Origin of the sequence: Paenibacillus beijingensis (assembly GCF_000961095.1) — a bacterium.
Classification (GTDB): domain Bacteria; phylum Bacillota; class Bacilli; order Paenibacillales; family Paenibacillaceae; genus Paenibacillus_O; species Paenibacillus_O beijingensis.
Genome location: NZ_CP011058.1, coordinates 4,214,796 through 4,228,769, shown reverse-complemented (window position 1 = coordinate 4,228,769; position 13,974 = coordinate 4,214,796). Strand labels below are relative to the sequence as shown.

6 protein-coding genes and 1 pseudogene are annotated in these 13,974 nt (G+C 31.9%); all 7 read right to left on the bottom strand.

The window, feature by feature from the left end; all coding sequences use genetic code 11:
- Window positions 1–460: 460 nt before the first annotated feature.
- Window positions 461–940 (bottom strand): annotated as a pseudogene (locus tag VN24_RS27070) (DUF5131 family protein).
- An 816-nt stretch (window positions 941–1,756) separates the two neighbouring features.
- Window positions 1,757–2,449 (bottom strand): 4'-phosphopantetheinyl transferase family protein, encoded by a 693-nt coding sequence (locus VN24_RS19055; RefSeq protein WP_052703215.1) that lies wholly within the window; start codon window positions 2,447–2,449, stop codon window positions 1,757–1,759.
- Window positions 2,450–2,911: 462 nt separating this feature from the next.
- Window positions 2,912–3,781 carry a Rossmann-fold NAD(P)-binding domain-containing protein gene (locus VN24_RS19050; protein WP_045671703.1) on the bottom strand — a complete coding sequence of 290 codons (870 nt, stop codon included), beginning with the start codon at window positions 3,779–3,781 and terminating at the stop codon, window positions 2,912–2,914.
- Between the two features lie 18 nt (window positions 3,782–3,799).
- Complete coding sequence (locus tag VN24_RS19045; RefSeq protein WP_045671702.1) at window positions 3,800–4,564, bottom strand: phytanoyl-CoA dioxygenase family protein; 765 nt, start codon at window positions 4,562–4,564, stop codon at window positions 3,800–3,802.
- Between the two features lie 27 nt (window positions 4,565–4,591).
- Window positions 4,592–6,328, bottom strand: a complete 1,737-nt coding sequence (locus VN24_RS19040) for an ABC transporter ATP-binding protein (RefSeq protein WP_045671701.1) — start codon at window positions 6,326–6,328, stop codon at window positions 4,592–4,594.
- On the bottom strand, window positions 6,325–8,073 hold the full coding sequence (locus VN24_RS19035) for an ABC transporter ATP-binding protein (protein ID WP_045671700.1): 1,749 nt from the start codon (window positions 8,071–8,073) through the stop codon (window positions 6,325–6,327). Before VN24_RS19035 ends, VN24_RS19040 begins: the two co-directional genes overlap by 4 nt.
- A 256-nt stretch (window positions 8,074–8,329) precedes the next feature.
- A complete protein-coding gene (locus VN24_RS19030) occupies window positions 8,330–13,969 on the bottom strand; it encodes a non-ribosomal peptide synthetase (protein WP_045671699.1) in 5,640 nt (1,879 codons plus the stop codon).
- Between the last annotated feature and the right edge of the window lie 5 nt (window positions 13,970–13,974).

The following is a 13,974-nucleotide window of genomic DNA, read 5'->3' as shown; positions in this document are numbered from 1 at the left end:
AACAAAATAAATATGTTACCATTTTTGTGTCGCAGGAAAACGACAGAAACCTGGTAACATAATAAAAAATACAATTTATGTTGGGTTGTGCTAACTACGGTATCTTCACATTTTTGGTGAGGGAATAAGTTTAAGAAATATTACACCCCAGACAAAAATTTGGTTCCAAACACTCCAATAGGGACGATGTTACAATGTTTCTGTCGCTAGACATTTTTTGTCGTGTCGGAGGACAAGAACATATATCAATAAAAGACAAGAAGTAAGTTGTATTATTACCCCTCCACCTCCGGCCAAATGTTTCAAGGTTGTAGCATCGAAAAAAAAGATGACTTCTAAAGTCACCCTAATTTCGAATGTATGTAAAGATATGAATATGCGAATTTGTAACTAGAACATACTTTTCAGCTCTGCTCTCAAACCCTCCAACCAGTAGTTGCAGGGGAAGATATTTAATGTGTTACTTGGGAAACTCATTCCATTCCTTACCATCTAAAAGTCTTCCAGTAAGATGTTTTTGCACCCCACCCCATTGCTTAAAAAAGAATGCTACCCCGGAAGCTACGCATTGTGCTTGTATATCCCTAACCCATTGCTCATCAATTTTTCGGGATCCAGGACCAGACTCACCGCCAACAATCACCCAATGAATTCCTGTTAGATTTAAATCAGTCAGTGGGCCAATTAGCGGTTCACAATATAAAAACCTTACCTTTGCCGGTATCTCACGTAGAATATCAACTCTTGTGGTTAATCGATTATTTTCTACACTGGTTCCTTGCCAAATGTTATCTGTCCATAGAATTCATTGTGAAATTGCCAGAGCTCGTTCGGGTCTTTTCGTAAGTATTTGGTATGTATGCATGGGTGTTTGGTTCATAACATCAAATACCTTGAAAATAAACTCGTCTGAAATTTGCTCATGGTATAAATCAGACATGGAATTCACAAAGATTCTTCTTGTTTCTTCCACTTGAACGGTACATTAAGTGCATCACTAAAATGCTGCTGCCACGGTTCCGAATCAGCCCGCCTGTGTTCCTCTCACTTCCCTCTAGATCAACCGGAACAGTATCGCTACCCTACTATTTTCACCTAGAGTTCGATTTTGTTGCCTCTTCATCAAAAGAAAAACATCACCGCAAAAAGCGACGATGTTTCTCTCCCCTAAGGTCTTCTTTTTTTATGAAATGTAAAATAATAAAGCAGATCGGATCTCGGCGTAAGAATTCAATTGTGTTCATATCCCTAATATCTCTTCGTCAACTTCACTCCATACACACCTCTGTCACTCACCCAGGAATTAGCTCCTTCAGGAAGTCTTCCTGATTCGGCTGGCTGAAGGCAAGCCGGTAAAGCACCACCATCGCCCGTATCTACCGGTAATGGGCAATCTCCTTAGAGAACGTAACCATACATGGCGGTACAGGCGAGACTTGCCCTGATCGCTGCCGCCGTGTAAGACCCTATCAGGCCAAAGGTCGCTAATCTTGCCGTCTGCTGGTGGGCGCTGTGCGGCGACATTGAACAACAACTCCCATGCGATCTCCCCTTGCTGATCGTCTGCCTGACGGCGAGTGAGCGGCTGTTCACGCAGAATCGATTGGAGATTCTTCTTCTGTACGAGTTTTGTTCCCAACTGCCTGCATTCCTGAAGTTGTCTGCAATATATTCACGATGACCTCTTTTCATTCACGTAGCTTGTTTGGTACACTCTCACCTTAAGACTTCACGATTTATAGTCTTTAAACGATAGTCAACTTAACAGCCACAAGGAATTAATATACAATTGATCAAAACTCCAAATATGAATATACTCTGGGAAAAGATTACGAGTATTGCACACTGCTAATTTGTAATTGAGATCTATATGAAATTGTCTAAAATAGACTTCTCTACTAGTATAGTTGCTCTGAAATATAATTTTATTACCTGACTTAGTAAAAGAAAATAAATGTAGGGGGAATGATAACCCCGATCCGACTGCTTTAATATAACTTTCTTTTAAAGTCCATAACTCAAAGAAGTAAGACTGCCGTTCGTCTTCTTTTTTTTCAATAAAATGACTATATTCTTGATTCGAAAATATGTACTTAGCTAATTCGATATCTATTGACTTGATTTCCTCAATATCAATACCGACAGGAGAATTACCAATTGCACAAACGACCCAGTCACCAGAATGAGATAGATTGAACTCGAGTAAATAACCTTTTAAAGAAGGCTTTCCAAAAGGATTTGTATCAAAGAAAATCTCAGTATTTCGCAGTGATTTTTGTTTTACAATTAATACACGAATTAATAATTCTGCAGTTAAGGATCTCAACATGTCTTCATATTTAAGAAATTGTTTTAGTTTATTAATCTTCTCATTTGGTATATACTGCATTAACTTACTTAACGAATGTTTTGGTTGTACTCCTTTTATATTAACGGCATATATTTCCATATTTTCCACCATCGTATATTTCATGATTGTACGAGATATTGGCCCCCTCAGAACTACCCTCTCTGACTCAGAAAGATGTTGATTTATATTTTGATCCAGAGTCCATGAAACTCACATCGTATTACTATTGTAGGTAAATCCATCGTCTTGATAAATAGAAGATCGCCTTCCCCGGCCAACTTGGTCAGGTGGTTGGCGATCTTTTCATGAATAAAAACGCTCGCAATTCATATACCAACTTGTACGGGCATAATGAATTCATAATCTGCTTTCTCTAAATTTCTAAAAATAATAGCTAAATCCAATTTACAAACTAACTTTCATTGTTTTCACTTTCCGAAATGTTTATTTTCCATGTCATCCTCCAATACGTATACAACGATTGTCAGTTTTTCCCTCTAATAACTTAAAATGGTTAATAAAATATCCTTTACCTCTCTAATGATATTTTAATAAGTCTAATTATTTTCTTAAAACTAATTCCGTCAACCAATCATTAATATTTTTAAATAAAAAACCTTCCTTAATTGCAAATGAATTATTCATAAACCAAGATCGCTCGCAGTCATAAGGCCCTTTGTTGTATTCATCAATTATATTTGAAATTTTAAAATCTTTATTTAGTGCATCTGATATCGTAAATAAAAATTGTTCAGTTGTAATATAGTCATGAGAACAAGCATTCATTGGTCCCTCTAAATCATATCTATCAAGTAACAAATAAAGGAATTGCGATGCTTCCTCTGAAGAAATTAAAGATAACTTAGAGTGTAAGTTGGTAACTCCAATAGGAATATCATTGCTTATAAATTTGACATAATGGTCAAGTCTAAGTGAATAATCATCTTTACCAAGTATATATGGAAACCTAACATACGTTACAGGAAAAGTACTCATCTGCTTAAAAGCTGCTTCCGCCGATTTTTTTCCTTCAGAATATTCGTAATCGGATCTATTCCTCCAGTTAATTTTATAAGATGAAGGATCAAAATCTGCCTCGGCTAGTGCAACATCAGAATAGCTATACACAGCTTGGGAGGAGATTAGTATATATCTCCCAATCTTATCTTTAAAAACCCTACAAGAGTCAAGTGCATCAAATGCGTTAAAACAAATAAAATCGTATACAATATCCCATTCGTTATTTCCTAGCTCATGATTCATAGAAATGTAATCCCAACGATTTACAATAATTCGCTTCACTGAATTTCCAAAGTTGTCTTCAGTTATCCCTCTGTTAGCAATAGTAATTTCGCAATCATCTACTAAAAGCTTTTCAACCAACCTTTTGCCAACAAAGCGTGTACCCCCTAAGATAAGTACTTTATACATATTACCTCCAAAATTTTATTAATATTCATTCCCGCATGGACCTGCAAATGTATTATCTTCTATTACTACTTCCTCACCCTCCATGTTATACATATGAGCATATATATTTCCTGCCTTTTTTGTAGATGAAGCAGCATAGTGGGTTATAAATGACCTACGAAATCTTTTTTTGGAGCTGTTTGGGTAAGACCCATGAATTATATTGCCACTAAAAAAAATCGCATCGCCTGATTTCAGTTCAACTGTTATTACTTCCATTCCTTCTGGAATATTAACTTCTTCTCTTGTAAAAGACATCTCAGGGTTTGATCTATGAGGACATTGTATTGGAGTACGGTGGGATTTTGGCACTACAACTAATGCTCCATTTTCTTCATCTGAATCATCTAATGCAACCCATACCCCAATACAAGGTTCAGGTTCCATCTTTAAATAAAAATTATCCTGGTGTAGCGCTTGTCCTAGAGCACCTGGTGGTTTCAAATAAAACATACTATGACAGGCAAGTGCATCCTCTTGAAATAAATTCTTCAAAATTGTACTCACTTTAGGGTGAATCATATATTTAAAAGCTACTTCATTATTTTTATGAGTTTCCATTATTCTCGGGTATGAACTAAAGATGTCAGTTTCAATATCAGGATCTTTTTTTAAATCATTAAATCCTTTAAAACTATCTCTAATCTCTTCGATTTCATTGGAATCATATAAACCCCTAATGATAATAAATCCTTCATCATCAAAATGTTTTTTTTCCATAAAAAATTTATTTTTCTCTCTCATTATTTTTCCTCCAAAAATTTTAGTTAATTATGATAAAGTTTGAACTAGGCTTTTATACTTACTATTTTTGCTTAGTAATTCTTCATGTGTCCCATTTTCTACAATAGCCCCTTTATCCATGACATATATCCTATCTGCATTTTGGATAGTAGAAAGTCTATGTGTAATTATTAAGGTTGTACGATCTTTGATAAGTTTATTTAGGGCATCTTGAACAAGTTCTTCAGTTTTTGTATCTAATGATGAGGTGGCTTCATCAAAGATTAAAATCGGTGCATTTTTTAAAATTGCTCTAGCTATAGCAATTCTTTGCTTTTCCCCACCTGAAAGCCCTCTACCAGTTTCCCCGATATGAGTTTGATACCCATCTTTTAAATCAGAAATGAAATTATGAGCATTAGCAGCGATTGCAGCAGTGATAACCTCCTCATTAGTTGCATTTGAGTTACCAAATCTAATATTTTCTTCTACTGTGCCATCGAATAGAATTACTTCCTGGGGGACATAAGCTATTAAACTCCTTAAGTCATCTAAAAGTAATGCTCTAACGGGTATCCCATCTACATAAATTTCACCTCCCTCAATCGGGTATAATCCCATTATCAGCTTAGCAATTGTACTTTTTCCACTTCCACTAGATCCAACAAAAGCCACTTTACTTCCTTTTTCCACAAAAAAGCTCAAGTTTTTTAATATTTCTTCATCTGATTTATAACTAAATGTTACTTTATTGAATTCAATACCAATCAATTTTTTATTATTTTTAATGAGGTTATTTGAATAATTATAATTCTGTTGTTCTTCCGTCTTCTTTTTAAGTTCGTTCAATCTATTTATACCAACGATAGATATCTGTAATTGTGAAAGGTTACTACCAATTTGTAAAAAGGCAAAAGAAACATTTATTTGTAACGAAACTAGAGCAGTAAGAGTCCCTAATTCTGTTAATCCATTCATAATCATAAAAGCTCCCAGTACATAGATTCCACCATGGTTAAGAAATCCAGCTAAAAAAGTTATCCCTTCTAATTGTCCTTGCTTATGACCTAAAAAAATACCTAATCTTGTGAGTCTCTTATTCTTTGTTTTATATTTCCCCCCTATCGTTTTATTTAGATTAAATATTCTAATTACATGTATTCCTCCTAAAATATCTATTAAATTTTGTGTCTCTTTACTTTTTTGGTTTTGTATTTTTTTACTAATTGAACCTAATGACTTTGAGAATTTTGAAGTTACAAAAGCAAAGGATATACATACTAAAAATAAAGGAATAGCCATCTTCCAGTCAATTAATAACATTGAAAAAAGAGAAGCAATAATTAGGATAAATTGATATAAAATTATTCGAATGTGAACCAAATAAGCAGACTCAATTAGTGTAATATCATTTGTCATTACAGAGTAGATCTCACCACTATGGTGAGTATCGTGATATTTTGAGGGAAGTTTCAAGATTTTATCAAACAAACTTCGTCTAATTCCAAACATAACCTTTTTCACAGCAGAGCTATATAAGTATACAAAGAAAGGCGAAATACAAACAAGCAACACTACTGGAATAAAAAAAATAATAATACTTCTGTATAACAAATCGTTGTTTAAATTAACAGCAGCATTAAACATATCTTTCCAAGCGAAGGCTTGCATTATAATTAAGCTAGCAGTAATAAAACAAGATCCTAATAAACCTAGAGAATAGGTAAATAGTTTTGGTTTGATATAATTCAATAAGTATATATATTCTTTTTGAAGTTTAATCATCTCATATTCTCCTTCAAAGTGGAAAAACCAAACTGATTTTTATATAATTTTCGATAATATTCACTATTGTTCATTAACTGATTATGAGTCCCCCTATCTAAAATTCCAGAATCCCCCATTACAAGAATTTCATCAGCATTAATAATTGTGGATAAACGATGAGCTACAACTAGAACGGTTCTATTTCTAAATAATTTTTCTAATGCTTCCTGTATTAAAGCCTCAGACTTATTGTCTAAAGCAGAAGTTGGTTCATCAAGAAGAAGTATTGGAGCATTTTTTAGTAAAGCTCGAGCTATATTAATTCTCTGTCTCTGTCCCCCAGATAGACTGGAAGCATTCTCGTTAATTTTAGTTTGATAATTTTCAGGGAGATCCATAATAAAATCATGAGCATTTGCAAATTGAGCTGCACAAATTATTTCTTCAAATGTGGCATTTAATCTACCGTAGTTTATATTTTTCTTTATTGTATCTGGAAATAAGTATGAGTCCTGTGGAACCACCGATATTAAATTCCTTATTTCAGAAAGGTTCACTTCAGATATATTGTTACCAAGAATTTTTATTTCTCCTGATTCAATCTTATATAAACCACAAATTAACTTAAGTATTGTACTTTTTCCAGACCCACTTTCACCGACTATGGCAACAGTTTGATTCTTTTTGACAACAAAGCTTAAGTTTTTAAATAAAATTGCTTTATTAGAATATCGGTAAGTCACATTATTAAATTCAATACAGTTATTACTCATACTATCTCGTAGATCTGAATTACTATTGTTTTCAAAAGGTGCCGAAACTATCTCATCTATTCTACTAAAAGAAGCGGTTATCATTTGAATACTACCAATAAGAGAGGGAATTCTTACAGCAGGCCCAACTAAAAACTGCATTAAATAAATACAAGTTAACAATTCCGACGGTGATATTTCTTGATTTACACTCATAAAACCCCCGTAAAGAATACATAAACCGTATGGTACAGCCTGTAATACCAGTTGTAGTGGAGGCAAAAAGGACAATCGTTTTTCCATTTTCAAACTTTCATCCAGAGCTTTTGTTGCTTCAAAATTAAATTTATTAAATTGTAATTCCTGTTGATTAAATGATTTAATTATATTTGATCCATGAATAGTTTCGGTTAAAACAGCATTCATTCGACCAAAATGTTTCTGTAAATTACCACTACTATTTTTTAATGATGAAGTCATAACATTCGCTATTTTTAGAAATAATGGAATTACAATAACACTTACTAAAAATAGCCTCCAGTTTATAGAAAGAAAGATTATTGAAGAAAGCAAAAAAACAACTGGTTGGTAGATAAGATCAATGTAGTCTCTTTTTAAAAAAATCTCTATTTGTGAAATGTTGATAGTAAAAATCGAACTTATATCACCGGAATTGTATTTTTCTAAGTGTTCAAGCGATTGTTTTTGAATCTTATCAATTAGTGAATTTTTTAAATCATGAATAAATAGTGTACTAAATTTATCGTTAAAAGACTTAACAAAGTACTTTAAACAGGTGCCAATAGTAATAGTTAATAACAAGAACAAAGAAAAATGAATAAGAATGTTGCCATCTTTTTTTTCTAAAGCTTCTCTTATCATTCCATTTATCGAAAAAGCGATAGATATTTCAATTAGAACTATTAATACAAGCATAGAAATTGCAATAATTAACAGATTATAATATGGTTTTGCTAAATATTTTAATTCTTTATAAAGTCTTTTTTGCAAAATACTCTCCTCATTCCATGCACTTTTAGATCTCTCTAAAATGCTTTTATGTGGTAATTCTTAAGCGCTTTATCGATATGCTTGAGAAAGGGAATAATCAGACAATGCGTGAATGGAGGATCTACCCAATTTTCATTTTTTGTGAAGATCATAGCTGGTTGTAAGGAGCCCTCCAGCACGCGTTTTCGGTCTCTCTCATTTATAATGATGTTTTCCAGAAGTTAAAAATTCTATATTGTAAAAGACTTAAGATTTATTAGAATGTATTCGATTTACATTCTTCATAAATTTTAATAATTTCTGATAGTTCTTGTATTGTTGGACATCTGAATATATCTTTTATTTCTAGCTCCACATCAAACTCCTTCTGTATTTTACTTATAAGAGTTGTTGCAGTTAAAGAATGTCCACCAAGATCAAAGAAAAAGTTATCAAGCAATCCAATTTCATTAGTATTAAAAATATCTCTCCAAATATGAACAAGTTTTTTTTGCACTTGCGTTGTCGGAATTACGTATTCTTTTGGATTATTTCTTTCCTTCAATAAGGGATTCGGCAGATTTGAGCGATCAACTTTTCCGTTTAGTGTAAGTGGAAGTCTATCTAATTTAATAATAAAGGATGGGATCATATAATTAGGTAGATGAGTAGTCAAATATTGATGTAAATCAGTATTGATGCTAGTTTGACAACTATAATAGGCACATAAATATTTATTACCCGACTCATCGGTCCTATCTATTACGACAGCTTCGGTTATTCCGGGATATTTATTTAAAATATTTTCAACTTCCCCTAACTCTACTCGGAAACCTCTTATTTTCACTTGGCTATCTTTTCTACCCAGAAACTCAATTTCTCCGTCAGGTAAATATCTTCCTAAATCACCAGTTTTATAAATTCTTCCCTTATTTATAAAATGATTTGGAAAAAATGATGCATTGGTTTTTTCCATATCAGCATTGTAACCACGAGCTAGTCCAACTCCACCAATATATAATTCACCGACCACTCCATCTGGTACCAGTTCCCTATCCTCATTCAAAATATAGAAATAACTGTTATCTATTGGTTTTCCATAAGGAATACTTCCAAAGTACTCATTATCCAAATCAACTTTGTAGTAATTGGACCATATTGTACATTCCGTAGCTCCTCCCAGACTTATTAGCTCCATATTTGGAAAAAATGTTTTTGCATATTTGGGCAATTTTATTGGAAGCCAATCACCACTAAGAAACGCTAAACGTAGATTGTTTTGTTTGAAGACTGGATCATTTTCTTTCATTAATTGAATAATTTGATTTAATGTACTTGGAGTAGAATCCCAAAAAGTAATTTGATAATCAAGAATCATATTTTTAATAAGTAGTAAATCGCTACTTTCTTCTTTTGTTGACATAACGATTTTTCCACCAGTTGAAAGAATACCAAAAATATCATAGACCGATAAATCAAAGCACACTGATGTTATAAACAATAAGACATCTTTATCATTTACAGCAAAGGTGCGGTTCACCCAAGAAATTAGATTAATAACAGAATGGTGTTCAATCATTACTCCTTTTGGAAGACCGGTAGAACCTGAAGTATAAATAATATAAGCAATCTGGTCTGCACTTACTTCAATATTCAAATTACTTGAGTCAAAACCTCTTAAATCCTCATTGACTATATTAATGTTTACTATATTCTCAAATTTTTCTTCCGAAATAATATATCTTATTTCCGCATTGTTTATTATATTTTGTTTTCTTGAAAGAGGATAATCTGGTTCTATTGGAACATAAGTAGCACCGATTTTTAAAACTGCTAACAACGAAATGATTAATTCAAAACTCCTTTCCAAACAAACTCCTACTCTATCACCAGAAGATACTCCACGCCTCTGCAGTAATCTAGAAAGCCTATTAGCTTGATTGTTAAGTTGTAAATAAGTAAATTCGTTTTTATTACAAATAATTGCAATATTATCTGGTGTCATTAAAGTTTGGAATTCAATTAGATTATGTAATGTTATTTTTTTATCGTAATAGTTTTCAGTTTTATTTCTTTCATAGATCAACTCGTTAGCTTCATTTTTTAATAGAAACATTGTTGATTGAATTTCATCGTTCATATTATTAGTTAACTCATTGAGTATTCGCTTATATAATACAATTGCCTTTGTAATTTCTTTCTCATGGAAATATGAAGGTGAATATTTTAATTTTATACCAAAATAATTTGGAGTTTTCAGAACCTCAAAATCAAATAATGTGTTAGTCATTTCATTAGCAGTCAACTCAATTTCAAATTTTGAACTACGTATCGCTTCCATTTCACTTAAGTTATCTAAAACATGAAAATCCATAAAATTAAATAATGTGTCAAATATCGGATTTTCATTTCCGTTTCCAGACTCCCCCAAAATACTAGCAATATCAGCCAAAAAAATTTCACTTCGTTTTAATTCCTGGAAATTATTTTTAATAGAATGTATAAAATCCTTTTTATTTAGATTTTTATTAATAATAGTTCTAATGGGTATAGTATTTAAAAAGCACCCCAAAATTCTATCTCCATCCTCAATAGCAGGACGGTTATGCGAAACAATACCAGTAACGATATCTCTTTCGTTACTTATAATATGAAGTAAATATAAATACGCACTAAGACAAACATCACGTACAGTACACTCATTATCCAAACAAAAATTTAAAAGACGATTATAAAAATTAATTCCTAGCGAAATACTTTTAATAGAACTTCCCTGTTTGTAACTAATCCTTTTGACTGAGTAATTAAATGGCAACTTATTTCTTGAAAAACCAGCCATATAATTTTTCCAAAATGATTTAGTTTCCTTAAAATATTTTTCATTGCCTATATGGTGAACATAGTCCTTATAAGATGATTTTAGTTTTTCAAGTATAACATGTCCCTTAGAATGAAGCTCAGAATAACATCTTAGTAACTCCGTGTATAATAAAGCAATACTCCAACCGTCTAAAATTGCATGATGGCATGAAAAAATTATTATGATTTTACTTTCAGAAAGTTGATAAACTTTCATTCTCCAAAGCAACTCATGGAATAAGTAACTTTTATCTAAGTCTTCTTGCAAGAAGACTTGCATTAATTGCTTTTGCTGTTGTTCATCCAAGCTCGTTAAGTCATCAAATGTTATAATTGGAGAAAACTCTCGAATTACAAATTGCAACTGATCCTTAATATTGAAAGTTGTTCTCAAAATTTCATGCTTTTGAATTAATGCCATCATAGCATTTTTTAAAATTTCAAAGTTAAAAGTAGAAACTTCGACAGGAAATATAAACTGGTCGTGATATATTGGTTCATCCGGTTTGAGCAAGGAATAATAAACCATGCTTTGTTGAATATTGCTCATTGGATAAACATCAATTAATGTATCTGATGCATTATTATTAGGTAAAGACAGCTTTTGCTTTGGTTTCTTGTTTGATTCATAATTTTTTTCAAGAAAATTAGCCATTTCCAATAGGGAAAGATTTTCATAAACATCTTTTACACTAATTTTACAATCGAACAAATTTTGAATTTGTGTTACTAAACGAATCAATCGAATTGAATCACCTCCGGAATCAAAAAAGCTAACGTTTGGTCGTACCTCTTTTAATTTGAGAACATCCAACCAAATTTTTCTAAGTTTATTAAAAATATCACTGTTAGAATAATTATCTAAATCTAAACTAATAATGGAATCGTGATATTTAGAAAACATTAATTTTTTTCGGTCTATTTTTCCGTTATTTGTTATGGGGATCTTTTCTATTTGAATAAAATAAGAAGGTAGCATGTAATGAGGTAATCTTTTTCTCAAATATTGTTTAAGTTTTTCTTTTTCCACCTTCTTAGCAGAAACATAGTAACAGCATAAAAATCTTTCTCCATTATCATTCTCATTGACAGTAACCACCACCTCTTGAATTCTGTTGTATTCAGCAAGCACTTTCTCAATTTCGCCAACTTCGATTCGATATCCTCTTACCTTAACTTGTAGATCATTTCTTCCCAAATATTGAAGTTCACCATTTGATAACCATTTAACAAGATCCCCAGTTTTATACATCCTCTGTTCAGGGCTGAATGGATTAATAATAAATCTTTCGGATGTAAGTTCAGGCCGATTCAAATAGCCTTGTGATACTCCATCACCTGCTACATATAGTTCTCCAACCACGTTAATTGGACATAACTTTTGATCATTATTGAGCACATAAACTTGTAGAGTTGGAATTGGTTTCCCGATATTACTAATATTTTGCTCAATAGATACGTAATCGAGCTCTTTATATGTTACATGGACGGTTGTTTCTGTAATTCCATACATATTTATTAACTTAATATTCGGGTAGTTATCCTTAAAAGTTTTTAATTGAAAAGGATGAAGCTCTTCACCTCCAAAAATTAAATATCGTAATTTGAGCTTCACCTTTCTTCCTTCAAATCCATAGTTAAAAAGACTATAAAAATAAGTTGGAGTTTGATTTAGTACTGTTACCTTTTCACGCTCCAAAAGTTGGGTGAATTCCATGGGATCACGAGTCACAAATTCAGGTACAATCACTAGTCTCCCACCATTTAGTAGAGCACCATAGATTTCCCATACAGAAAAGTCAAATGAAAATGAATGGAACATAGTCCAAACATCTTCTTCATTAAAATTAAAAATATTTTTGTCATTAAACAGTAACCTTACTACATTTTCATGACTGATTTTTACTCCTTTTGGATTTCCAGTCGTACCAGAGGTATAAATTATATAAGCCAGATTCGAAGGGAGAATTTGAAAGTCAGAATAATCCAAATTATTGATCAACAAATTGTCTGTACAATTTTCAATAAATATGGTTTTAACCGAATTAGACACTCTACTAGCTAAATTTTTTTCAGTTATGACTAATGTAGCTCCACTGTCAGCTAACATGTAATTTAGCCGCTCACTTGGAAAATTCGTATCCATCGGCATATAAGCCGCACCCAATTTCAAGATTGCCAATGTGCTAACAATCATTTCTAAAGAGCGGTTTAACAATATACCTATGATATCATCTTTTCTAACTCCCTTAGAATAAAAGTGCTTAGCTAAACTATCTATTTTTAAATTTAGTTCTTCATAAGTTAATATTTCTCTTTCATAACTAACAGCTACCCGCTTTCCATGCATTGCAATTTGCTTGTCGATTAATTGAGTAATAGTCATTTCCTTATCATAAGAAATTGAGCTATCATTAAAAACTCTTTGTAAGACTTCCCTTTCTTCATTTGAAACAATTTCGAAAAGATTCATTTTTGAATTATAATTAGCAGTTACTTGCTCCAAAAAATAAAATAAATTATCTATTATTCTAGATATGTACAAACAACTATAGTTATTAGCATTATATTTTGTTTTAAGTTTAATAATATCATTGCCCTTAATCAACTGAAATTTTATTTGAAACTTACTTTTCTCATCAATTTGTATGTTTTTTTCATCTTCATTTATTGTAACTATGGTTTTATAAGCTACTTCCTCATTAAAAAATGGTGTGCTATATAGATCGCTTATCTTATAGATCAGTTCTTTATAAGTAATATCTGGCTTAATATCACATTGAATCCCTATAGTCGATTTAGCGTTACTTAAACCAATCTCAATTTCTGAATCTCCTGTATAACGATGTAGAAGATAGACAATAGCAGATGATAAAGCTATTAGTAATGATTCACTGCTGTATCCAGTTATTTTATTGAATACATTCGTAATAGAAGATGGGAACTCTTTTAAGTAGGTATCGTAGATATTCACTTTTTCCTTGTTTATATCAATAGGAAATTGACTCGTTTCTTTTATTCCATCATTCTCTTTGTTTTTGTTATAATTATTAACCATTTTAA

Bases quoted from the DNA above. Each gene is read 5' to 3' on its own strand.
- VN24_RS19055 (WP_052703215.1), bottom strand. From the start codon at position 2,449: ATGGAAATATATGCCGTTAATATAAAAGGAGTACAACCAAAACATTCG.
- VN24_RS19050 (WP_045671703.1), bottom strand. From the start codon at position 3,781: ATGTATAAAGTACTTATCTTAGGGGGTACACGCTTTGTTGGCAAAAGG.
- VN24_RS19045 (WP_045671702.1), bottom strand. From the start codon at position 4,564: ATGAGAGAGAAAAATAAATTTTTTATGGAAAAAAAACATTTTGATGAT.
- VN24_RS19040 (WP_045671701.1), bottom strand. From the start codon at position 6,328: ATGATTAAACTTCAAAAAGAATATATATACTTATTGAATTATATCAAA.
- VN24_RS19030 (WP_045671699.1), bottom strand. From the start codon at position 13,969: ATGGTTAATAATTATAACAAAAACAAAGAGAATGATGGAATAAAAGAA.